21 protein-coding genes are annotated in these 25,041 nt (G+C 33.4%); 20 read left to right on the forward strand and 1 reads right to left on the reverse strand.

What is annotated here, in order from left to right:
• Positions 1-26: 26 nt before the first annotated feature.
• From DW1_RS02210 to DW1_RS02275, 14 genes are all read left to right on the forward strand, one after another.
• Complete coding sequence (locus DW1_RS02210) at positions 27-1,388, forward strand: sigma-54-dependent transcriptional regulator (protein WP_074349001.1); 1,362 nt, start codon at positions 27-29, stop codon at positions 1,386-1,388.
• Positions 1,389-1,700: 312 nt separating this feature from the next.
• On the forward strand, positions 1,701-2,834 hold the full coding sequence (locus tag DW1_RS02215) for an ABC transporter substrate-binding protein (RefSeq protein WP_074349002.1): 1,134 nt from the start codon (positions 1,701-1,703) through the stop codon (positions 2,832-2,834).
• A 58-nt stretch (positions 2,835-2,892) separates the two neighbouring features.
• The gene (locus tag DW1_RS02220; protein ID WP_074349119.1) at positions 2,893-3,771 is read left to right on the forward strand and encodes a branched-chain amino acid ABC transporter permease; all 879 of its coding nucleotides are present in this window, start codon (positions 2,893-2,895) and stop codon (positions 3,769-3,771) included.
• Between the two features lie 13 nt (positions 3,772-3,784).
• Positions 3,785-4,900 carry a branched-chain amino acid ABC transporter permease gene (locus DW1_RS02225; protein ID WP_083605476.1) on the forward strand — a complete coding sequence of 372 codons (1,116 nt, stop codon included), beginning with the start codon at positions 3,785-3,787 and terminating at the stop codon, positions 4,898-4,900.
• Positions 4,839-5,606, forward strand: a complete 768-nt coding sequence (locus DW1_RS02230; RefSeq protein WP_074349003.1) for an ABC transporter ATP-binding protein — start codon at positions 4,839-4,841, stop codon at positions 5,604-5,606. The genes DW1_RS02225 and DW1_RS02230 overlap by 62 nt, the downstream gene beginning before the upstream one ends.
• 1 nt (position 5,607) lies before the next feature.
• Positions 5,608-6,315, forward strand: a complete 708-nt coding sequence (locus DW1_RS02235; protein WP_074349004.1) for an ABC transporter ATP-binding protein — start codon at positions 5,608-5,610, stop codon at positions 6,313-6,315.
• A gap of 156 nt (positions 6,316-6,471) precedes the next feature.
• Positions 6,472-6,774, forward strand: a complete 303-nt coding sequence (locus DW1_RS02240; protein WP_074349005.1) for a YerC/YecD family TrpR-related protein — start codon at positions 6,472-6,474, stop codon at positions 6,772-6,774.
• A 10-nt stretch (positions 6,775-6,784) separates the two neighbouring features.
• A complete protein-coding gene (locus DW1_RS02245; RefSeq protein WP_074349006.1) occupies positions 6,785-7,105 on the forward strand; it encodes a hypothetical protein in 321 nt (106 codons plus the stop codon).
• Between the two features lie 58 nt (positions 7,106-7,163).
• Positions 7,164-8,324 carry an N-acetylglucosamine-6-phosphate deacetylase gene (nagA, locus tag DW1_RS02250; RefSeq protein ID WP_074349007.1) on the forward strand — a complete coding sequence of 387 codons (1,161 nt, stop codon included), beginning with the start codon at positions 7,164-7,166 and terminating at the stop codon, positions 8,322-8,324.
• 341 nt (positions 8,325-8,665) lie between these two features.
• Positions 8,666-9,595, forward strand: a complete 930-nt coding sequence (locus tag DW1_RS02255) for a M15 family metallopeptidase (protein ID WP_074349008.1) — start codon at positions 8,666-8,668, stop codon at positions 9,593-9,595.
• Positions 9,596-9,794: 199 nt separating this feature from the next.
• A complete protein-coding gene (locus DW1_RS02260; protein WP_074349009.1) occupies positions 9,795-10,892 on the forward strand; it encodes a glucosaminidase domain-containing protein in 1,098 nt (365 codons plus the stop codon).
• Between the two features lie 341 nt (positions 10,893-11,233).
• Positions 11,234-11,752, forward strand: coding sequence for a dihydrofolate reductase (locus DW1_RS02265; protein ID WP_159433535.1), 519 nt, complete (start codon positions 11,234-11,236; stop codon positions 11,750-11,752).
• Positions 11,753-11,890: 138 nt separating this feature from the next.
• Positions 11,891-12,550 carry a hypothetical protein gene (locus DW1_RS02270; RefSeq protein ID WP_074349010.1) on the forward strand — a complete coding sequence of 220 codons (660 nt, stop codon included), beginning with the start codon at positions 11,891-11,893 and terminating at the stop codon, positions 12,548-12,550.
• A gap of 250 nt (positions 12,551-12,800) precedes the next feature.
• Entirely contained in the window at positions 12,801-13,805 is a 1,005-nt protein-coding gene (locus tag DW1_RS02275) for an amidase domain-containing protein (RefSeq protein ID WP_074349011.1), read from the forward strand.
• A gap of 50 nt (positions 13,806-13,855) precedes the next feature.
• Here DW1_RS02275 and DW1_RS02280 read toward each other — a convergent pair whose 3' ends face one another.
• On the reverse strand, positions 13,856-15,280 hold the full coding sequence (locus DW1_RS02280; RefSeq protein ID WP_074349012.1) for a solute carrier family 23 protein: 1,425 nt from the start codon (positions 15,278-15,280) through the stop codon (positions 13,856-13,858).
• Positions 15,281-15,665: 385 nt separating this feature from the next.
• Between DW1_RS02280 and DW1_RS02285 the strand changes: the two genes are divergently transcribed.
• From DW1_RS02285 to DW1_RS02310, 6 genes are all read left to right on the forward strand, one after another.
• The gene (locus DW1_RS02285; protein WP_074349013.1) at positions 15,666-15,959 is read left to right on the forward strand and encodes a hypothetical protein; all 294 of its coding nucleotides are present in this window, start codon (positions 15,666-15,668) and stop codon (positions 15,957-15,959) included.
• Positions 15,960-16,026: 67 nt separating this feature from the next.
• A complete protein-coding gene (locus DW1_RS02290) occupies positions 16,027-16,965 on the forward strand; it encodes a dipeptidase (protein ID WP_074349014.1) in 939 nt (312 codons plus the stop codon).
• A 215-nt stretch (positions 16,966-17,180) separates the two neighbouring features.
• Positions 17,181-20,486 carry a UvrD-helicase domain-containing protein gene (locus tag DW1_RS02295; protein WP_074349015.1) on the forward strand — a complete coding sequence of 1,102 codons (3,306 nt, stop codon included), beginning with the start codon at positions 17,181-17,183 and terminating at the stop codon, positions 20,484-20,486.
• A gap of 15 nt (positions 20,487-20,501) precedes the next feature.
• Complete coding sequence (gene ligA, locus DW1_RS02300) at positions 20,502-22,493, forward strand: NAD-dependent DNA ligase LigA (RefSeq protein ID WP_074349016.1); 1,992 nt, start codon at positions 20,502-20,504, stop codon at positions 22,491-22,493.
• Between the two features lie 680 nt (positions 22,494-23,173).
• Positions 23,174-24,094 carry an ABC transporter permease gene (locus DW1_RS02305; RefSeq protein WP_074349017.1) on the forward strand — a complete coding sequence of 307 codons (921 nt, stop codon included), beginning with the start codon at positions 23,174-23,176 and terminating at the stop codon, positions 24,092-24,094.
• Between the two features lie 14 nt (positions 24,095-24,108).
• Positions 24,109-25,032, forward strand: a complete 924-nt coding sequence (locus tag DW1_RS02310) for an ABC transporter permease (protein WP_074349018.1) — start codon at positions 24,109-24,111, stop codon at positions 25,030-25,032.
• Positions 25,033-25,041 lie beyond the last annotated feature (9 nt).

The raw sequence follows: 25,041 nt of genomic DNA on the forward strand, positions 1-25,041 counted from the left end.
TACATGTAAAATAGAAAGGTGATAAAATGTACAATATATTAGTAATTGATGATGAACTTGCTATATTAACAGCGCTAAAGTTTGCTCTTGAAGATAGCTTTAATGTCTATTGTACACCTAGTGTTCCAGAAGGCTTAGAGCTGTTAAGTAATAAGGATATAGATTTAGTGCTGTTAGATCAATATTTAGGAGAATATTCTGGTCTTGAAGTGTTACAAACTATAAAAAACCAAAAACCTGGCACTTTAGTTATAGCTATGACAGCCTATGGAAGCATAGAAAATTCTATAGAAGCTATTCAAAGAGGTGCCTATTATTATATCACAAAACCTTTGGACATAAATGGCTTAAAGATTCTAATAAACAAGGCTTTAGATTATAAAAATCTTTCTAATAGGGTAGAAGATTTAACGAAGCAAATAAATCATAAGCTAGGATTAGATAATATTGTAGCTTCTAGCAAGGCCATGGATGAGGTCTTTAAAATAATTGAGAGAGTCAAAGATTTAGACATAAATGTATTAGTAACAGGTGAAAGTGGAACTGGAAAAGAGCTTATAGCTAGAGCTATACATAATTCAAGTAAGAGAGCCAGCGAAGCTCTAGAGATAATTAACTGTGCAGCGATTCCCTACAATCTTTTAGAAAGTGAGCTTTTTGGATATGAAAAAGGAGCTTTTACAGGCGCAAATCAACGCTATAAGGGTAAATTTGAACTGGCACATAAGGGAACTATTTTTCTGGATGAAATAGGAGAAATGGATATTCAGCTACAGGCAAAGCTACTTAGAGTAATACAAGAAAAGACAATTACACCTTTAGGTAGTGAAAAGTCAATTCCTGTTGACTTTAGATTAATTGCTGCTACTAACAAGAATTTAGCTGAAGAAGTAAAAAAAGGGAGATTTAGAGAGGATTTATTTTTTAGGTTAAATGTAATAAGCATAAATACTCCTCCATTGAGAGAGAGAAAAGAAGATATACCAGCCTTAGCAAAATATTTTATGAAAAAATATAGCGATGCCTTTAACAAGGAAGTATCAGGGATTTCAAAAAGTGCTATAGTAGTTTTAGAAAAGCACACTTATCCTGGAAATGTAAGGGAATTAGAAAATATAATTGAAAGAGCTGTAGCATTAACAAATAACGATATAATAGATATTAGCGATTTACCAAAGGAAGTAGTAGGAAGTGTTGACTTAGGCCAGTCAAATGAGCTGGTACCAATATATGTAGGAGATAGCTTGATAGAGGCAGAAAGAAAACTAATCCTAGCTACTCTAAAATACCATAATGGTAATAAAAGAAAAACAGCTAAGACTTTAGGTATGAGCGAGAGACACCTATATACGAAGATAAAGGATTATAACTTAGAGGAAGAATCGTAGTATGAAGTTATTTCATACTATGAAATAACTTCATACAAAATAAGGATAAAATATTCTAATCTTTTATTTAGACCCAAATGGGTCTTTTTTATTTTCTTTTTATTTTCTTTTTACAAGCCCACATTGTTAAAGCGTGTAAACCACTAGAATTAGACTATTGAGTGATAAAAATATCAATAATTATATTGTCCTTCTAAAGACTTGGCACGGAAATTGTATATATAAGAGTTAGCAAGAGAAGCTTTTATGGAAACAAGGAAAACGATTCCAAAGCAAAAAATACTAATAAAAAATTAAAGGGAGGATATTGACATGAAAAAGAAAGGTATATTAGCAGCAGTATTAGTATTAACTATGGTATTTTTAACAGCATGTGGAGGCTCAGATTCAGCAAATTCATCTAAAATATATATAGCTTCTGCAAACCCTATGACTGGAGATTCAGCTCAATTTGGTGACATGAAGGTTAAAGCAATTCAGTTAGCAATTGACGAAGTCAATGCAGCAGGTGGAATTAATGGTAAACAAGTAGAACTAATAGTTGGTGATGATACAGGTAATCCAAAAGAGGCTCCAAACGTAGCACAAAAATTTGCTGCAGATGATAAAATACTTGCAGTAATAGGTCACTGGAACAGTTCATGTACACTAGCAGCAAGAGGTATTTATGAAGCAGTACAAATGCCAGTTATAACAGATTCAGTTAACAAAGCTATAACAGATGGAACGACTCCTCATATGTTCCGTATCTCATTAACAGATACAACTCAAGCTAAAAACCTTGCACAATATGCATATAATAAACTAGGTAAAAGAAATGCAGCTATACTGTTTACAGCAAACGATTTTGGTACAGGCTTGAAAAACGATTTCACAGAAGAATTTACAAGATTAGGTGGAAAAATAGTAGCATCCGAAACATATTTTGAAGGACAATCTAAAGACTTTAGTCCACAGCTTACAAAGATAAAAGGACAAAATCCTGATGTGTTATTCGTGCCAGGATATTATGTTGAAACAGCATTAATAGCACAACAAGCTAAGTCACTTGGTCTTAATATAGAAATGATAGGTACAGAAGGAATAAGTTCTGATGAACTTGTAAAGTTAGGAGGAGAAGCAGTAGAAGGCATTAAATTTGCAGCATTCTTCCATCCAGACATAGAATTCCCAGGAACAAAGGAATTCGTAGAAGCATTTAGATCTAAGTACAACAAAGAACCTGACAACTACTCAGCCTTAGCATACGACTCAGCAAAACTTATCTTAGAAGGAATGAAGCAAAACGGTGCAACTAGAGAAGGAATAACAAAATATCTAAATGAAGTAAAGGACTTCCCAGGAGTTGCAGGTCCTATATCCTTTGAAAATAATGATGTAACTAGAGGTATAATCATATTAACTGTTAAAGATGGTAAGATAGTACCAGCAGATGTTCAGTTATAAAATCAAACTATAATAGGTGGGGCACAGGCCTCACCTATATTATCAAAAGAGGAAGGTGATAGATATGTTTTTGGAACAGCTTAGCAATGGATTAGCCCTTGGGAGTATTTATGCATTGACTGCTATAGGCTATACAATGGTATACGGAATAATAAGGCTTATCAACTTTGCTCATGGTGATATATATATGGTAGGGGCTTTTTTATCTTTGACAGCCTTAACTTTATTTAATATGCCGCTTGTACCAGCATTTATATTTGGGATGGTTGGAGCAGCTCTATTTGGAATTGCAATAGCTAAATTTGCTTATAGTCCAGTATTTAAGGCGCCAAGAATAAATCTTTTCCTATCAGCAGTAGGTGTTGCTATATTTTTAGAGAACTTTGCGATGCTAGTATGGGGCCCAGAGACACAGTCGTTCCCAGATGTAATTACTAATAAAGTATATAATATCTTAGGTTTGAGAATAACAACACTTCAACTTATTATTTTAGGAACTACAATAGTCCTAGTTGCTATTCTAACGTATGTTGTCCAATACACTAAATTTGGTAGGGCCATGAGATGTACATCTCAAGATATGGATACAGCTAAGCTTATGGGAATAAACACTAATAGAGTCGTATTCTTTACATTTGCCATAGGCTCAAGCTTAGGTGCAGCAGCAGGTATTCTAGTAGGCATGTATTATAAGGCAGTTTTTCCGATGATGGGATTTGTACCAGGACTTAAAGCTTTCATAGCAGCAGTTATTGGAGGAGTAGGAAGTATTCCAGGAGCTATGATAGGTGGTCTAATAATGGGAATTTCAGAAAGTTTAGGGGCAGCTTATATATCTTCAGGATATCGTGATGCAATAGCATTCATAATTTTAATATTAATTTTATTAGTTAAGCCTGATGGATTATTTGGCAAGTCAATAAAAGAAAAGATATAAGGGGGGAAACAGAATGGGCAATTTATCAAGAGTTTTACTAAATCTAGTAATTTACACAGCCGTACTATTTGTAGGCATTAAGCTTTTATCAAAAGTCTTTGATATAGGAATTAAGAAATTTACTGGCTTAAGCAAAAAAGCAAAAACAATAACTGGCATAATACTAGTAATAGCTGTAATTGCATGGCCTCTTCTTGTTTCTGGTCAGCCTTACTTACTAAGAACAAGCGTTATAGTGTTACTGTATATAGTACTAGCATTAAGCTTAAACTTCGTAATTGGCTTTGCAGGGCAATTATCTATGGGACACTCAGCATTTTATGCAATAGGTGCTTATACAACTGCATTACTTACAGTTAATTTTGGGGTGTCATTTTGGATAGTATTGTTAGCTAGTGCTTTAGTGGCAGGAATATTTGGGCTACTATTAGGGATACCTACCCTTAGACTAAAAGGTGACTATCTGGCAATCACTACAATAGGCTTTGGAGAAATACTTCGTTTAGTTCTTATAAATTGGACATCCTTGACAAGAGGACCTGCTGGAATTCCGGGTATTCCTTCTCCATCTATCTTTGGTTTTGTAATAAATAATAATATTGGTTATTTCTATATAATTCTACTACTGGCTTTCTTAACTATATTCATATCATCCAGACTGTTAAATTCTAGATTAGGAAGAGGGCTTATAGCAGTTAGAGATGATGAAGTGGCGGCAGAGGCAATGGGTATTAACCCTACCTATTTAAAGATATTAGCATTCGTTTTAGGAGCAGTTTTAGCAGGAATTGCAGGAGGCTTCTTTGCATCATTCGTACACTATGTAAATCCAGATAACTTCACATATAATGAGTCAGTTACTATATTGATAATGGTAGTTTTAGGAGGAGTAGGTAGTGTACCTGGAGTTATTGCAGGAGCTACAGTACTTGCAGTACTACCGGAGGCACTAAGAAGCATATCAACTTATCGTTATGCTATATATGGAATACTACTAATTCTAATGATGATTATAAGACCACAAGGTATGATTAGTATGGCTAGTCTAAAAGGAGGTGCAGGCAAAAATGAGGATACTAGAAGCAAAGGGAATAACAAAGTGCTTTGGAGGGCTAACGGCAGTAAATAATGTAGATTTTCATATAGATGAAGGTGAGATAGTTAGCTTAATCGGACCAAATGGAGCAGGAAAAACAACTTTCTTCAACCTATTGACTGCAATATATGAACCAACGAAAGGGGAGGTTTATTTTCTAGGTGAGAAACTAAAAAAATCTAGACCAAGTGATATAACTAAGTTGGGAATAGGACGAACTTTTCAAAATATAAGATTATTTAGCAGTATGACTGTGCTAGAAAATGTCATGACAGGTCAATACTGTAGAACATCATCAAACTTATTTGGGGCTATAGTAAAGCATCCAAAGGCAGCTAAAGAAGAAAATGCTGTTAGAGAAAAAGCACTTAAAATACTAGACTTTCTTGAATTAACGGACCTAAAGGATGAAATAGCAGTAAGCCTTCCCTATGGGCATCAAAGAAGAGTGGAAATAGCTAGGGCTTTAGCTACTGAACCAAAGCTTCTATTACTTGATGAGCCTGCAGCAGGTATGAATACAGGTGAAAAAGTTGAGATGACAGAACTTATTAAGAAAATACGAAATAAGGGATACACTATATTAGTAATTGAACACGACATGAAGTTAGTTATGGGCATTTCAGATAGAATAGCAGTTCTGGACTATGGAAATAAAATAGCAGAAGGACTTCCTCAGGAAATACAGAAAAATGAAAAGGTAATTACTGCATACTTAGGCAAGGGAGGTGCAAGCTAATATGTTAAAAATAAAAGATCTAGAGGTATATTATGGAGGGATTCATGCACTTAAAGGAATTTCCTTTGATGTAAAAAATGGACAGATAGTTACCCTTGTAGGCAGTAATGGTGCAGGAAAGACTACAACCTTAAAAGCAATATCAAATTTAGTAAAATCTAAAGGCAGTATTGAATATAACGGACAGGAAATAAGTAATATGCATTCTGAGAAAATAGTTGCCCAGGGATTGATACATGTACCTGAGGGAAGAAAAATATTTACCGCCTTAACTGTAGAAGAAAACTTAATGATGGGAGCATACTTGAGAAAAGATAAAGAAAAGATGGAAAAAGACTTACAATATGTATATGAACTTTTTCCTAGACTTAAAGAGAGAGCTAAACAATATGGTGGAACATTAAGTGGTGGAGAGCAGCAGATGTTAGCAATTGGAAGAGCTATCATGTCTGCACCGAAGCTACTAATGCTAGATGAGCCTTCAATGGGGCTTGCACCTATAGTAGTTGAAGAAATATTTGAATCAATAAAGGAGTTAAATAAAAGAACAGGACTTACAGTATTGCTAGTAGAGCAAAACGCCAATATAGCTCTACAAACAGCTCATATTGGATATGTTATAGAAACAGGACAAATCGCATTTTCTGGAAACGCAAATGAGCTATTACATGATGATAGAGTTCGTAAAGCTTATCTTGGAGAAGAGTAGAATTCCCCCCCTTTAATAATACAAACAGCGAGTAAGAAGATTATCTGCTCGCTGTTTGCTTTTAAAGCATTTCTACAACCCTATTGTAAAAAAACTTAGATAATAATACAATAATAATATGAAAACGTTTTGATTAATATGCTGAGGAGTGATTTTATGGAGTATAGGTCAAAAATTAAGGACAAGCAATTAGATGAACTATTTGAAGCAGTATTAATGCTTGAAAATATTGAAGAATGCTATAGATTTTTTGAAGACATATGTACCATAAATGAGCTTAAATCAATTAGTCAGAGACTAGAGGTGGCCAAGCTACTAAGACAAGAAAAAACATATAATGAAATAGAAGAAAGGACTGGAGCAAGTACTGCAACTATCAGCAGGATAAATAGGGCTCTAAACTATGGAGCAGAAGGATATAATTTGATACTAGATAAGTTAGGATATAATAAAAAATAGGAGATAAGGTATGAAAACCAAAAATATTAAGGTAAAAAGTGTGTCTTATATGGACATGGAAGAAAAAAAAGAAATGATAAGAAAGTTGAGGACTAAAAAGATAATCGAAATGTGTATATCTTTTTTAGTTATAGGATTAGCAGTATTTTTGTACATGAAAGGCTATGATCCAACAGTTGTTTTAACTTATCTTGCAGGAAAGAACCTTTATTCAATAGCAAAAAGAAGCAACAATAGGAAAAACCAGAGATTTTTAATTGGTCTCAATGTTGCTGGTTTGTTTCTAGGTCTTTTGGGAGGGTATAATTTAATACAACAGTTAATAAAGTAATCAGTAAATAAAATATCGTTGTAGAATGTATTGACTATAAGAAAATGAGGTTGTAAATATGAGATATTTGATAAAATCAGAAGAAATCTTTTTAAAGGATAGAATAATTAAAAATGGAGTTATTGTAGTTAACAATGGAATAATAGAAGAAGTGAATACTGAGGATACAGCTGAAGATATAGAAATTATTGACTTAAGCAATTATAAAGTATTACCAGGACTGATAGATACCCACATTCATGGTGCAAATGGCTATGATACTATGGACGCAAGCTATAACTCATTAAATGAAATATCTAAGTACCTTGGAACTGTTGGAGTTACAGGTTTTTTAGCCACTACAGTAACAGCTCCTTGGAATAAAATACATGTTGCAGTGAAAAATATTCATGAGTCTATGAACAGAGAAGTAGAAGGAGCAGAAGTACTAGGAGCTTATATAGAGGGTCCATTTATTACAGGGAAGCATAAAGGTGCCCATCCTTCTGAGCATATCAGAGAAATAAATACTGAGGATATGAGAGCCTTAATAGATAATTACCCTTCATGTATAAAAACTGTAACTGTTGCACCTGATAAGGAAGGTGCTATAGAGCTTATAAAATACTTAAAATCCCAGGGAATAAATTCATCCATAGGTCACACTAACGCAACTTATGATGAAACAATAGATGCCATCAAAGCTGGCGCAAATATTGCAGTACATGTATTTAATGGAATGAGGGGGCTACATCATAGAGAACCTGGTACAGTAGGAGCGGTATTATCTGATGACAGAGTAATGTGTGAGTTAATAGCCGATACCATACATGTTCATCCAGCAGTGATGAAGTTAGTGTTGAGAGCAAAGAGCACAGAAAAAGTGTGCTTGATTACTGACTGTATGATGGCTGGAGGACTTAAAGATGGAAAATACATGCTTGGAGAATTAAAAGTATCTGTAAGGGATGGAATAGCTAGGATAGCAAATGGTTCCCTTGCCGGAAGTACATTAAAGCTGATAGATGCTATAAGAAACATGAAAGAACACTTAGATGTAAGCCTTATAGATGCAGTAAATATGGCATCCTTAGTATCAGCTAAGATAGCAGGAGTAGACCATATACAAGGCAGTATTGAGTCCGGGAAGAAGGCAAACTTCACTGTCATAGATGAAGACTTTAATGTAGTCATGACTATAGTGAAGGGGAAAATTATATATTCAAGTATCACTATTTAGTTATAGGAGAATGATCTAACTCGATTTCCTGAATGATTTTATCAGGAGTTTAAGGAAGCCTAGAAATCAAGCTTCTGATTACTACAACTACACCAGATCAAAGATTTGGCAGCTGCAGCATATCTCGAGCTGGGCATGTACTAACCTCAATGTAGGTTTATGACAAGAGTGTCCGATAGGACTAAATTTATGGATGATAGTAGAGTAAATAAATTTGTGTAGCGAAACTACGATAATATAACAAATTAATTACATTTTGTCGTTCAATCTTTCTTTCATGTCGGTTTATGCTATAATTAGTAATATATAGCCACAAAAGCGTACATGAAAGGATGAGAAATGTGAGTGAAGGTAGCAGAGCAAAAAGGAAAAGAAGAAGATTTTTTAGTAATATTTTTGTTATTTTTCTTTTGATAATAGCATTTATACAGGTTAAGGACAAGCTATTTCCTGCTATTAAGAACATAGTTATTAAGAATTCATCACCTTTTAATGACTATGTATTAGCAGATAAGGATACATTAATTAATGAAAATCAACCTACAGAAGGGAGCAATAATGGTCCTATTAATGTGGATAATAACAAAGCAGGGGTTGATAATGAACAAATAGACCAAGAAATTATAAAGAAAAAAGAAATGCTAAAAAATAGTGTGTACATAAATGAAGAAGGTCTAAAAGTTGTCAATAATCCTGATGACATATTGGTTTTAGTTAACAAAGAACGAAATTTGCCATCTGACTATAAACCAGATGATTTAATAATCCCAAATGTAAGGTTTTCTTTCGAGGGACATGACCAAAAAAGATATCTAAGAAAAGAAGCAGCAACAGCACTTGAAGAGCTTTTTGAAGAAGCTGAAAAAGAGGGCGTTATATTTTATGCAGCTTCAGGTTATAGATCATATGAAAGACAAGAGTTCCTTTTTAATTATAGGGCAGAAAGAGATGGAGTTGAAAAAGCAAATAAGTTAACAGCTAGACCAGGACAAAGCGAGCACCAGACAGGCTTAGCAATGGATGTGACTAGCCAAAGCGTTAATCTATCCTTAGAATCAAGCTTTGGAGAAACTACTGAAGGAATTTGGCTAAAAGAAAATGCACACAGGTTTGGTTTTATAATCAGATATTTAAAGGACAAGACCGATATTACTGGCTATAGCTATGAACCATGGCATATTAGATATGTGGGGACAGATGTGGCTAAGGAAATCTATGAAAATAATATTACACTTGAAGAATATCTAGGATTTGAATATAGTTTAGAATAGTAGACCTAATTTGAATATAGGGCTAAAGGATATATTGTTTCCTTTAGCTTTTTTAGTTGTCCATGTATAATGAACTTTCACGAAAATTGTAATTTCGGCAATGTGCTTGTCACATCCTTTGTACTATTCATAATTACTCTATTTTGATATAATTAATCTCAATAATAAAAGTACTAGAAATTCATGGGGTGTGAGGTTAATGAAGGAGATATTAGAAAAACTTAAGCAAAATGAAATAATTAGTACTAGAAATATTTCAGACTTAAGAAGGTACATATCTACTAAGTATCCAAACCTATCATCACATGAAGCTTCTATTTTACTTGTTAATACATTACATAAAATAATAGATAATAATTTACTACAATTTGATTCAGAGTATAGAAATAGAATAAAGCAAAGTATTGTAAATAAATCAATTCATAAAAACCCTTTTATGATTACTGCTGATGAGGTTGTATACGCTTTTGTTGACAACTATGAGGACGAGGAAAGGTATATTGATGGTCTGGTTGCTTGGTTAAATGAAAGACAAAGTATAGAAGTCGCAAGGAATCAACTACTAGATATTATTGATGAAATTAAAAAAATTGATACTAAATATTTGGCTAAAGATATACAGCTAGAGCCTGAAGAGATAATACTACATAATGAAGTCATTGAAGAACCTGCTAATATGCAAATACCTAAAAGAGCTGCAAATAAGTATCTAGGAATTGCTATATGTGGATTCTTGATAGGTCTATTTAGTTTAACAATGTTAATAAAAAACAATAAAGCGGAGGAAGCAGACATAGGAGTAGCAGATGAAGTTATAGAAGTAGAAGAAACTAGAGATATTAATGAATTGCCCAGAGAATTTAAGTATAAAAACATCGAAGTTGGAAAACTAAGAGAGTGGTTAAACCGTAGAGATTCAAGGCTGGCAGATGAACCATACTTAACAGCAATAATAAATGCAGCGGAGGAATTTGATATAAACCCTATGTTATTGATAGCTATTACAGGGCAAGAACAGGGATTTGTTCCAAGGACACACCAATATGCAGATAAAATGGCCAATAATCCTTTTAATGTATATGGAAGCTGGATTGATTATAATACAGACATATCTGACTCTGCTAGGATAGCTGCTATAACTATAGTTAATTTAAGTAAAAATAGACCCGATGATGTAGACCCTATTCAGTGGATTAATAGAAAATATGCAGAGGATGAAAATTGGTATAAAGGTGTTTCCAAGATATTTCATATGTTAAATGAAGAAATGTTATTGGTTGAGGGATATAACGAATGAAAAGTCCTACCTAATTTTTTGATTTAGGGATTTGTTCTCAATTAGTTTTAAAAAGTTTCTTCAATTTTTATAAAAATGCTCCTAAAAAGACAGTGGAAATAATAAAGAACTTTGTGTACTAATTATTGTGCTGTAATATTATTAAAAAATACATTTGAAGAGCTAAAACTAGTCCTAAAGGTGAGTTTATACATGGCTACTTATTTCGTAGCTTTTCCTATGGCTAGAATGATGAAATAATTGTTAGATTTTTTAGATTGAATGGTATCATATGACATATATAAATATCAGCTAAAATGACTAAAATAATATATACACCAATATACGAGAGGATGAACCATATGGATAGAAATATGATTTTGATTTTTGCAGTAGATAACAACTGGAATATTGGATATGATGGGGATTTACTATATAAAATATCAGAAGACCTAAAGCGATTTAGGATGATTACAGAAGGAAACATAATAATTATGGGGAGGAGGACTTTTGAAGCATTGCCAGGGCAGACAGCTTTACCTAATAGAATAAATATAGTTCTCACAAGAGATAAAGACTACAGGGCTGAAGGCTCTATAGTCATTAATTCACTAGACGAACTTCCTCCACTATTAAGAAAGTTAAAATCCTCCGCAGATAAAGAAATGGAAGTATTTGTAATTGGTGGAGGAAATATTGCGAGACAGCTTATAGATTATTGTAATAGGGCTTACATAACTAAAGTGTTTAAAACCTTTCCTGCAGATACCCTAATCCCTAATCTAGATTTAGATAAAAATTGGCAAATTATAAATGAATCTGAGATTTTTAGTGAAGGCGATATGTTGTACCAGTATGTAGACTATGTTAGAGTAAAATAGCAGAATTGTACATAAAGTGAATTTGTATATAATCTGGCATCTTCTTGACTTAAAAGGAATGACTTTTATTTAATAAAGTATGAGTCATTTCTTTATTATGGTATAATATGTATGTACTACATCATTTATTGAGGGGGAATGGAATTGAAAAAAGGAGATATTTTATGGGCTTTAGCACTAATATTATTTATTTTTATTATGCTGTCTCCGCTGACAGGAGACGAGTTTATTAGGTTTACTACAGAGCATGCCTATATTGGGGGATTTATTAAATTTTTTGTATTAGCAACTATGGGAGAGCTATTAGCCATAAGAATAACCACAAGCGATTGGAAAATGCCTTGTGGAATAGTGTATAGGGCAGTTATTTGGGGTTTTTTAGGTATGGGAATTACATTATTTTTTGCTATATTCCAAAATGGAGTTCAAGCTATAATGGCTAGTGGACTGCTTCCAAAAAGTAATTCTAGACTTATATCGGCTTTTTTTACAAGTGCAGCAACTAACATGACTTTTGGACCTGTAATGATGGCTTTTCATAGGGTTACAGATACATATATAGATATGAAATACGAGAGTAAAGGCAGTAATATTTCCCTAAATAATGTTATTGAAAGAATAGATTGGAGAGGCTTTATTTCATTTGTTGTACTAAAAACAATACCTCTATTCTGGATACCAGCACATACCTTAACATTTTGGCTGCCATCAGAATATAGAATAATGGCAGCTGCAATGCTATCTATAGCACTAGGGGCCATACTTGCTTTTGCAAAGAAGAGAAAGCAAACTGCATAAAAAGTGTTTACTCATCTTCTATAAAATAAAAATCTAACAGTGCATAACAGTGTACTGTTAGATTTTTATTTTATACAATAATCTAGAATATTCTTTTATAAAGCAGGTTTATTTGTAAGAGATATCTGATGAAGTCACAACTATATACATGTTATGTAACACAGGAGAAACTGTGAAGATTATATGAAAATATAACAGAATAATCTTCTATGGCATAAAATGATTGAAAAGTAATGAAGGGAGTTTTATTATGTGGAATAAACTCTTGTTTTTTGGAAGAAGAATGAAATCATTATTAAGAGAGAGCCTAACTAAAGAGGAGCTTTATAAAGAAGTTAGTCGCATGGTACAAGGTAAGATTATAGGTTCATTTGCTTTAGAAGAGCTTTATAAAAATATCCTCAGTAAAAAGTTTATCAATAACACAGTGATAGAATCTCAGGTAGATAATAGAGATACAGTAAATCTAGAATTTATTGAAGGTTATAGGAATATGGCAGATGAAGAGGAATATATTTTAAAACTTATTACTGAAAAATATAATAGAGAAACTTCTATTGCAAATTGGAAAATGAATCTACATCTGTTAAAAGGAAACTATAAAGATTTAGAGAAGGACAAAAGTGTATATATTGATAGGATAAATTCTTATATTACTGGATATTCATTTATTGATAATATTAAAAACAATTCTTCAAAAAAAACTAGAAAGAATGTAAGTTTACTTTCTAACTATTCTCCAGAAAAAGCTGTTGAATATGCGATAACCTATGCTTTTAATTATAATACAGCTAAATACCCCAACTATGCAGGAAAGGGGGGAGATTGTGCTAACTTTATTTCCCAGGTATTACATGCCGGAGGGAAGCCAATGAATGGAACTAATGCCTCTAATTTTAACAACTGGTTTTGCAGATCAAATCGTGTATGGGATGTAGATAAAATATCTTCAACCTGGAGAGGGGCAGATGCTTTTGGACATTACTGGATGAGGAAGGCAGTTTCTTATAAAAGCTTTGATAGGTCATACTTTAGTGACAACTCTAAATTGAAGAAGGTTCTCGAGTATGGAAATAGAGGAGATGCAGTATCCATACTTAATAGTAATGGTAGGCCCTTTCATACACTCATAATCATAGACTATGCCAAGGATGATTTAATATGTGCAGCTCATTCAGGAGATACAGTAAGCGCATCCTTAAGAAATTATGGTTTGTTTAGCGGTGGAATAAGAATTTATAAAATGGGTCAATAAAATAATAAAATCCGTAGGCACTTATAAAATCCTACGGATTATTAAGTTTATTAATTTGGCAATAATGCAAATCTTACAATAAATAATATTGCTAGTATATACATTATTGGGTTAACTTCTTTATGTCTACCAGTAACAAGTTTCATAATTGGATAGAATATAATTCCTGCTGCAACTCCATTAGCAATACTAAATGTGAATGGCATTATTGCTAATGTGAAGAAAGCTGGAACCGCTTCTGTAAAGTCTGAAAAATCTATGTCAACTACAGATTGAATCATAAGTACACCTACTATTACAAGTGCTGGTGCTGTAGCTTGAGTAGGAACAACTCCGATTACTCCTGAAAGGAATAATGAAGCGGCAAATAATATACCTGTAACTACTGATGCTAGACCGGTTCTACCGCCAGCTGCTATTCCTGCTGTTGATTCAACATAAGTTGATGTTGTAGTAGTTCCTAAGAATGAGCTTAATGTTGTAGCTATAGAGTCAGATAATAAGGCTCTATTCATATTTCTTACTTTTCCATCTGGCTCAATCATATTTCCCCTTTGGGCAGTTCCTAAGAGAGTTCCTATGTTATCAAACAGGTCAACGAAGCTTATTGTCATAACAACCATACCTATATTGATTAGAGCACCTATAAATCCACCCTCACCATTTCCTAGTAATCCTGCAAAGTCCCATTTTAAGAAAGTTGGTGCTATTGATGGTGGAGCACTAAATAATTTGATACCTTCAATATTAGTTATACCCATTGGGATACCTATAATAGTAGTTAGAATTATTGATATAAGCATTGCACCTGTAACATTTTTAGCCATAAGTATAGCTGTTATTACTATACCTATTAATGTTAACAGTACAGCTGGGCTTGTAAAGTCACCAAATCCAACTAAATTAGCAGGATTTGAAACGATAACGCCACCACTTTTTAATCCGACTAATGTAATAAATAGTCCTACACCTGCTCCTATTGCAGTTCTTAAATTCATTGGTAGGGCATCAATTATCTTCTCTCTTATTGAGGTTACAGTTATTATGATGAATAAAATACCAGAAATAGCAACAGCAGCAAGACCTTGTTGCCAAGTATAACCTAAGTCTACTACTACAGTATAAGCAAAAAATGCAGTTAATCCTAGTCCAGGAGCTGTAGCAAATGGTAATTTAGCAAATATACCCATTTGTAAAGTTCCGTAAGTTGATATTAAACAAGTAGCAGTAAAAAGAGCACCAACAATTGGATCATTGAATATTGTAAGTGCATTAGCTTCGTCTCCTAATAAACCAGGTACATTCATACCTGCTGCTTTAAGTAGATTCGGAATAACTAACAGAACATATGCCATAGTAACAAAAGTAGTTATACCTGCGATTATTTCGGTTTTTACATTTGTACCGTATTTAGTTAGTTCGAAATACCTTTCGACAAATGAGCCAGATTTTCCTTTTTGATTTCCCATCTTCATTCCTCCCATTATTATTTTGAGTAATTTTTTAAATTTTATGTTACTTTAGACGAAGTTAACTTTTATCACATGAAAAACGTTAACACACGATTTACATTTTAACAGTTATAATTAAGATTGTAAACAATAAAAAAATCCAATAGAAATAAATTTTAAACAGCAGACTGTTAAAAAGGAATTATTCTGTTAATATGAAGAAAGTTAATAACTTGTATTTTAAGCTATTTGAGGATGCTTATTTCTAATAAAACAGCAGCTGTCAAAAGGTCATTTTTTTCAAATGATTTTTAATGGCTATTATAAAAATTATGATGGAACATTTTCTTATAGATTATAGTCTATTTTAGAGAAGCAGATATACTAATTTTATTAAGGGGGAGATAAGATGAAAAGGAGGATACTCTTACTATCTTTACTTGTTTTATTGGGAATATTTTTATTGACAGGGTGTATACCTGGAGATGGAAGTTATACTATAAGCAAACCAGCAGGATTTTTATCTGGAATATGGCATGGTTGGATTGCTCCAATTTCATTAATAGTAGGTATATTCAAGTCTGGTGTCAGAGTTTATGAAACAGTAAATTCTGGCTGGTGGTATGATTTTGGCTTCTATATAGCAATAATAAGCGGATTTGGAGGCATTTCACTTAGTAGAAAGAAGAAAAAAGGTGAATAGCAGTATTTTACTGACTAAGTGAGAATACAAAAATATACCATAACAAACTTTGAAGGAGCTGAAAAAGATGCGACCAGTTGATATGCATTGTGACACAATTTTAGGACTTATGAAGGATAAAGAAAAACTAGAGCTATTTAAAAACGACTTCAGTATAGACATTAGAAAAATGAAAAAAGGGAACTCATTAGCTCAGTTTTTCGCTATGTTTGTATATTTAAAATCAGGAAAAGATCCAATGGAAACTTGCCTTGAGATGATAGATAAGTTTTATGTTGAGCTTGAAAAGAATTCTACTCATATTTCTCTGGCAACTAACTATGGTGAAATTATGAAAAATGACAGAGAAGGCAAAGTGTCCGCTGTGCTTACTATAGAAGAAGGCGGAGCTATAAAGGGAAAGCTTCATAATCTGAGAAACTTCTATAGATTAGGAGTTAGGGCTATAACTCTTACATGGAACTATCCAAATGAAATAGGGTTCCCTAATACTAATTATGAGCATAAGGATAAGGGACTAACTAGCTTTGGAGAAGAAGTAGTTCATGAGATGAATAGGCTTGGAATGTTAATAGATGTCTCACATATTTCTGATCAAGGATTTTATGATGTAGCCAGACTAAGTTCAAAACCATTTATAGCTTCTCATTCTAATGCAAGAGCTATTAAGGAGCATTCTAGAAATCTTGACGATAACATGATAAGAGCTCTCTCGGAAAAGGGAGGGGTTATGGGAATCTGCTTTGAAAGAGATTTTCTTGGAGAAAGTGAAAAAGCTAGAATAAAAGACATGATTAGGCACATTAAGCATATCAGAAATGTTGGAGGAATAGATGTCATAGGATTAGGCTCAGACTTTGATGGTTGTCATCCAGATGGAGAGATTAGTAATATCGGAGAAATTGAAAAGCTAGCTTATGCCTTAAAGGATAATAATTTCACAGAGGATGAAATAGATAAGATATTTTATAGGAATGCTTTAAGAGTTATTAAGGATGTGTTGTAGACTAATGTAGGTAGAATTTGGATACTAATATAAAAAACCTTCTATAAATCAATTTAACTTATAGAGGGTTTTTTTATATTCCTCCTTCAATTATTTTACACTTTCCTATATAATAGGGTATAGTATAATAGGAATATCGTACAAATGTTCGCCAAATATTTCTATTAAAATTTATTGTTCGCTATAGGATAAGAAATGAAAGGAGTAACCTATTGATGAATTTTCTTGATGGACTTAATGATAAACAAAGAGAGGCGGTATTGACTACAGAAGGGCCACTGTTAGTTCTTGCTGGTGCAGGAAGTGGAAAGACCCGAGTACTTACTCATAGAATAGCATACATAATTGAAGAAAAGGGAGTAAAAGCAAGCAATATACTTGCACTTACCTTTACTAATAAAGCAGCTAATGAAATGAAAGAGCGAATTAGTAGACTAATAGGAGACGAGGCTGAGTATATATGGGCTGGGACATTCCACTCAATATGTGTAAGAATACTTAGAAGAGATATTGAAAAGTTAGGATATGGGAAAAGCTTTGTCATATTTGATACAACAGATCAAAAGACCTTAATTAAGGATTGTATAAAGCAACTAAATTTAAGTGAAAAGCACTATGAACCTGCTTCGATTATGGGATTTATAGGTTCTCAGAAAGACAATTTAATAGAGCCAGATACCTACATAAACCAACATTATGGGGATTATAGAGAAAGACAAAAAGGAGAAATATACAGACTCTATCAGCAAAGATTAAAAGAAAACAATGCATTAGATTTTGATGACCTAATCAATAAAACTATAGAGTTATTCAGACAGTTTCCAGACATACTGGAGTTTTATCAAAATAAGTTCAGATATATTCTAGTTGATGAGTATCAGGATACAAATAGGGCTCAATATACACTTATTAACCTATTGTCAAAGAAATATAACAATATCTGTGTGGTTGGAGATGACGATCAATGTATTCTTCAAGGTATGATGGTTAATACACCAGAAGGTAACATACCTATCGAAGAACTGACAGAGGGGCAAAAGATCTACTCTCCTTCTGGTTGGGGTAGAGTTTCGGAAGGGACAGTGGAGAAAAAGATTAAGAAAGAATACTCAGGTCCAATAATAAAAATTAGAACTCAAAATGGAAACGTTATTAAGACAACTCCTAATCACATTATGTTTGGGAAACTAAACGTAAAACCAGGAGTATATTACGTTTACCTTATGTATAAAAAAGGGAAAGGGTATAGAATAGGACAAACACAAGGGGTTAGAAGCAGAGAAGGAGAGATCGTCAATGGTTTAATGGTGAGATTAAACCAAGAGCATGGTGACAAGATATGGATTCTCAAAATATGTAGCAGTAAAGAAGAGTCAACTTTTTATGAACAGTTATATTCGTTTAAGTATGGAATCCCTACTACTGTATTTCATGATGTCGGTAGGGGAATAACATTGACTCAGAAATATATTGATGAGTTATTTAATGAGATAGATACAGAAAGCAACGCAATTAAATTAATGGATGATCTCTTAATTTTTGAAGATTTCCCACATCACAGAGCTAATGGAGTAATTAGAGGAGGGGCGATTAGAAGACTTATAAATTTAACCTTTTTTGGAGGAAGAGTTACAGGTATAGATAAAGGATGGAATAGTCATAGGATCGCATTTAACACTTCTAGTGATGAATTAGAAAGCAAGGCAATTAGGGCAGGATTTCCTGTAAGAAAGGGACAGCGAAACACTTGGAGAATTGAAACAGAAAGAGTATTTTATGATGAAGCTAATGAATATGGAAAAAGCATTCAAGAACTAGATAGTGATATAGAAATAGTTAGAAGAGCAAAATTAACTGAGCAAGAAAGTTTTTATTATATGCCAGCTTCACACATTAGACCATCTATGAGTATAGCCAGTTACGAGGGTGGTAAAATTGTTGAAGACATTGTTGAAGAGGTTTCGATTGAAGAATATGATGGATATGTATTTGACATCTCTGTGCCTAACTTTAGACAATATTTATGCGAAGGGATAGTCGTTCATAACTCTATATATGGATGGCGCGGGGCTGATATTCGAAACATTCTTGACTTCGAGAAGGATTATAAGAATACAAAGGTCATAAAACTTGAGCAAAATTACCGTTCTACGAAGACAATACTAAATGCTGCCAATCAAGTAATAGAAAATAACGAGGGCAGAAAAAGTAAAAGACTGTGGACTGCAAATGATGAAGGATGTCCAATAAAGGTTTTCAGCGGTGCTAATGAACATGAAGAAGCAAATTTTATAGTAGATAAAATAAAAGAATTATCTGCAAAAGAAGATAGAAAACTATCAGATTTTGCTATTTTATATAGAACTAATGCCCAATCACGTGTAATAGAGGAAGCATTTTTAAAAGCTAATCTTCCTTATAAAATAGTAGGAGGACATAAATTCTACGACAGAAAAGAAATAAAAGACATAATAGCATATTTAAGGCTAATTCAGAACCCAGTAGACAACTATGCATTTAAGAGAATAATAAATGTACCAAAAAGAGGTATAGGAAAGACAACATTAGATAGACTAGAGCAATACAGCATAGAAAAAGAAGATAGTATGTTCGGAGCAATGCTTGAATGTGATGAAATTCCAGGGCTTACTCAAAGGGCAAAAGACAGTCTAAATTCCTTTTCTACATTAATAAGAAAGTTTATGGCAATGAAGGAAATTTTCACAGTAACAGAATTAATAGAAAATGTAATAGATTCTATTGGCTATATAGAGGAAATACAACAGGAGGAAACTGTTCAAGCAGAATCTAGAATAGAGAATATTAAAGAGTTTTTATCTGTAGCTGTTAGCTTTGAGGAAACCAGTGAAGATAAAACCTTAGAAGGATTCTTAGCAAATATATCACTGCTTTCTGATTTAGACAAAACAGATGATACAGATAGAGACACTGTTACTATGATGACTCTTCACAGTGCAAAAGGATTAGAGTTTCCAGTAGTTTTCATGACAGGAATGGAAGAAAACCTTTTTCCAACATCTAGAGCCTATTTCAATGAAGACGACTTAGAAGAAGAAAGAAGACTATGCTATGTAGGTATTACAAGAGCAGAGGAAATGCTATTTATGACAAGAGCATTCAGCCGTATGATTTACGGTAAAACGGGAGTTAATTCCATGTCTAGATTCTTAAGAGAAATACCTGATGAACTAATTGAGGACCTTAATGAAAGTCGGACGAATAAATCATCTAGTGTTTTTTCTGTATCATCTACTAAAACATATAATAGCATGTCCCCAAAATATTTTACTGGATACACCATAGAAAACACTAGAAAAACTCCTAAGGATACTAATCTAGATATAAAGCCGGGTTCAAAAGTCAACCATAAGGTTTGGGGTATAGGGACAGTAGTACAGGTCAAAGAATTAGACAACGACAAAGAAATTACAATAGCTTTTAATAGCCAAGGTGTTAGAAAGCTTATGCTTTCATTTGCCCCTATAGAGGTAATTAGTTAAGGAAGGTGAACTTTTTTGGATAAACAGAACAGAATAAAAGAGCTAGTGGATATTTTAAACGAGCTTAATTACTATTATTATACACTAGACAGCCCAAAGGTCAGTGATAAGGAATACGATTTGCTTTATGACGAACTATTAAGTCTTGAAAGTGAAACTGGTATAATACTCCCAGATTCACCTACTCAAAGAGTAGGTGGAGAGCCACTTGAAAAATTTGAAAAACATAGACATTTAGGCAGCTTATGGAGCTTAGATAAGGGGCAAAGCTTTGGAGAACTTAGAAGCTGGGATCAAAGAGTCAGGAAGCTAATAGAGCAGTATAACCTGGTTCATGATGAAAAGCTGCCACAGCCAACTTATGTAATGGAATTAAAATTTGATGGATTAACTATTAATCTAACCTACATGGACGGCAAGCTGGCCCAAGGAGCTACTAGAGGAAATGGAATCACAGGCGAGGCAATACTACCTCAGCTTAAAACAATAAAATCCATACCACTTAGTATAGACCATAAGGGGACTATAGAAGTACAAGGGGAAGGATTAATGCCGCTTTCTGCCCTTGAAAAGTATAACGAGAATGCAGCAGAGCCTCTTAAGAATGCAAGGAATGCTGCTGCTGGTGCTTTAAGGAATCTTGATCCAAAGATTACAGCTGAAAGAAATCTAATAGCTTATTTCTATAATATAGGCTACACTGAAAGCCTTAACTTCAATACCCATGTAGAAATGATAGAATTTTTGAAGGAAAACCGCTTTCCTGTAAATGAGTATTTTAGACTATTTAATAGTATAGAAGAAGTTATAGAAGAGATTGAAAAAGTTAAAGAAGATAGAAAGGGACTAGATATACTTACTGATGGTTTAGTAATCAAAATAAATGACATGAGGACTAGGGATGCTCTAGGGTATACTCAGAAGTTTCCAAGGTGGGCTATAGCATATAAATTTGAAGCAGAGGAAGTGACTACAAAGCTGTTAGGTATAGAGTGGAATGTTGGAAGAACTGGAAAAGTGACACCAACAGCACTTTTGGAGCCAATTGATATTGGAGGAGTTACAGTAAAGAGAGCGACACTTAATAACTGGGATGATATTCAAAGAAAAAAAGTAGCTATAGGCTGTAGAGTATGGATAAGAAGGTCTAATGATGTAATACCAGAGATAATGGGAATTGTAGAAGAAGCCCAAGAAGATATAACTGAAATAGCAAAGCCTGAAAAATGCCCATCATGCAATAGTGAGTTGGTTCAGAATGGAGTACATATGTTTTGCCCTAATTCTCTATCCTGTAAGCCACAGCTTGTGTCAAGATTAGTTCATTATGCAAGTAGAGATGCTATGAATATAGAAGGCTTTAGTGAAAAGACTGCCTCTCAACTTTTCGAGGAGATTGACTTAAAGGATATACCTGGCCTATATGAGCTAAAGTTTGAGGATTTGATAAACCTAGAAAGATTTGGACCTAAAAAGGCTCAAAATCTTTTAGATGCTATTGAAAAAAGTAAGGATTGTAGCCTAGATTCATTCGTATATGCCTTGGGAATACCTAATGTAGGTAGAAAAACAGCAACTGATCTGGCAGATGAATTCAAATCCTTAGACAAAATAATGGTTGCTACTTATGAAGAACTCATTAAAGTACCTGACATTGGGGATATAATAGCTAACAGTATAATCGAATTTTTCCATGATGAAAAAATACTAGATAGTATTAATAAATTGCTATCAGAAGGAATCAATATTAAATATGAGCATGAGGAAATAGAGCAAGAATCCATTTTTACTGGTAAAACAGTGGTCATAACAGGTACTATTGAAGGGTTTAGCAGAAGTCAGGCAGAAGCTTTAATCAAAAAAATGGGTGGTAAGACTTCTGGAAGCGTAAGTAAAAGGACTGATTATGTAATTGTAGGAGAAGATGCTGGCTCCAAGGCTGATAAGGCTAGGGAGCTAGGTATAAAGATAATAACAGGAGAAGAATTTTTAGATATAGTAAAATAATTGATATAATAAGACAAAATATTCATAGTATTAACAAGAAAATGCAAGATGTGGCAATACATCCTGCATTTTCTTGTTTTATTTTAGAAAACGCTGTTGAATTATTTTTTTATTACTAGTATAATATTTTGTTATAAGCGGTTCTTTTAAATTGACATATTCAGTCATTTAGACGGACTTATACTAAGTATTGATTTTTTTCAATTCTATTTATTCTAAAACTCTAGAATGGGAAATATAGCTAATTTGCTTAAATGTTAATTTTATTTAATAATTAGCAAAAGTTTTTTTAACAGTCATAGTCAAAAAATAACAAAAAAGATATTTAATACCTACCGCTCTTCCTTTGAAAAACTGCTGTTTATAAAAAAACATGGCAATGAAACGGCATAACCATGAGATTGTTACATTTTGTTAACAATTTATTTAACTAGATTTAATTGAAAAGTGGATAAATATGATGTATCATTAATAAAAGTTTTAAAAGTTCTGACAATTGGTGGATGCATTTCATATCATACTTATCTTAGTCTTAGCGTAGTCTTACCTAAGAGTTCACTTTTTACTTCAGGTTTCAAAGAAAGTTTCCAATGTCATGTTATTTTTAATTAACTCATTAGAAAGGGGAGAGAGTTTTTTATGCTTTTTAATGTTCAAAAAAGAATTTTGGAGGTGTATTCATGTTAAGGTATACTTTAAAACGAGGACTCATAGCCCTTATAACTATCTGGGTAATTATAACAGTTACTTTTTTCTTAATGCGTGCAATACCTGGAGATCCATTCACTAACGAAAAGAAAATTCAGCCACAAATCATGGAAAACTTAAAAAGAAAATATGGCTTAGATAAGCCTCTAATTGTTCAATATGGAACATATCTTAAGAATCTGCTTAAAGGTGATTTGGGAGATTCTATGAAGTACAAAACAAGAACTGTTAATGATATGCTAAGAACTTCATTCCCTGTTTCAGCTAAACTTGGACTCATGGCTGTAGCTTTAGGAGCAGGTTTGGGAATTAGTTTTGGTATTATAGCAGCACTAAATAGAGGAAAGATATTTGACTATTTTGTCATTCTACTTGCAGTTGTAGGAGTTTCAGTCCCTGGATTTGTGTTTGCAGCACTATTCCAGTATTGGTTTGGGGCAAAGCTTCAATGGTTTCCTGTAGCTAGATGGGGCACTTGGAAACATATGGTATTGCCGGTTGCAGCCTTAGGATTTACTATGATTGCATATATTGCTAGAATGATGAGAACTAGTATGTTAGATGTTTTAAGTCAGGACTATATTAGAACTGCTAAAGCAAAAGGACTTTCTAGAGGTGCTGTTACTTGGAAGCATACAATTAGAAATGCCATACTTCCAGTGGTTACAATAATAGGTGTTAGTATTGCTGGGGTTGTAGTTGGCTCTTTCGTAGTTGAGTCAATATTTGCTGTACCTGGTATGGGTAAATATTATGTTCAAAGTATTCAGCAAAATGATTATACATTGATAATGGGAACAACAATATTCTATGCTGTTATCCTTGTTGTTATGATGTATTTAATAGATATCGTATATGGACTAGTAGACCCAAGAATAAGATTAGATGATTAAAAGGGGGGAAAGAAATGGCACAAATTAGTATTGAAAAAGACATGTTTGAAATAGTGGGAAAGGACTTGGAAAGTGCAGATGCTGTAATTAGACCAAGCTTAACTTATTGGGCAGATGCTTGGAGAAGATTAAAAGAAAATAAGCTAGCAATAGTTGCATTAATAGTACTTTCTTTAGTAGTTATTATGGCATTTGTAGGACCTATGATAAGTCCACACACTTATGATGGCCAAGATTATACTGTAATTAATAAAGAACCAAGTGCAGAACATTGGTTTGGAACTGATGCTTTAGGAAGAGATATATTTGTTAGATGCTGGGCTGGTGCAAAGATTTCACTATTTATAGGTCTAGTATCAGCAATTATTAACGTAACTATAGGTATTATCTATGGTGGTATTGCTGGTTATCTAGGTGGATATGTAGATATTATAATGATGCGTTTTGTTGAGATTATATATTCCATTCCAGAACTATTATGGGTAATTCTGCTAATGGTGGTAATGGGCACAGGATTAAAAACAATAATTATTGCCATATCTATCTCTGGCTGGGGGGGAATGGCACGACTAGTTAGAGGTCAGGTGTTACAATTAAAGCAAATGGAATATGTATTAGCTGCTAAGACGCTAGGAGCTGATACATCAAGAATCATTGCTAAGCACTTAATTCCAAATGCAATGGGACCAATCATCATTAACCTTACATTCCAAGTTCCTAGTGCTATATTTACTGAGGCTTTCTTAAGCTATATAGGACTTGGTATTCAGCCACCTTTAGCAAGCTGGGGTAGTTTAGCTAATGAAGGAACATTAATGCTTTTGATAAAGCCATATCAAATGTTCTTCCCAGCACTTCTTATTTGTATAACTATGCTTGCATTTAATATTTTAGGTGACGGTCTGAGAGATTCATTAGACCCAAGACTTAGAAAGTAGGGGGGGAAA

This window comes from Proteiniborus sp. DW1 (assembly GCF_900095305.1).
Taxonomy (GTDB): Bacteria; Bacillota; Clostridia; order Tissierellales; family Proteiniboraceae; genus Proteiniborus.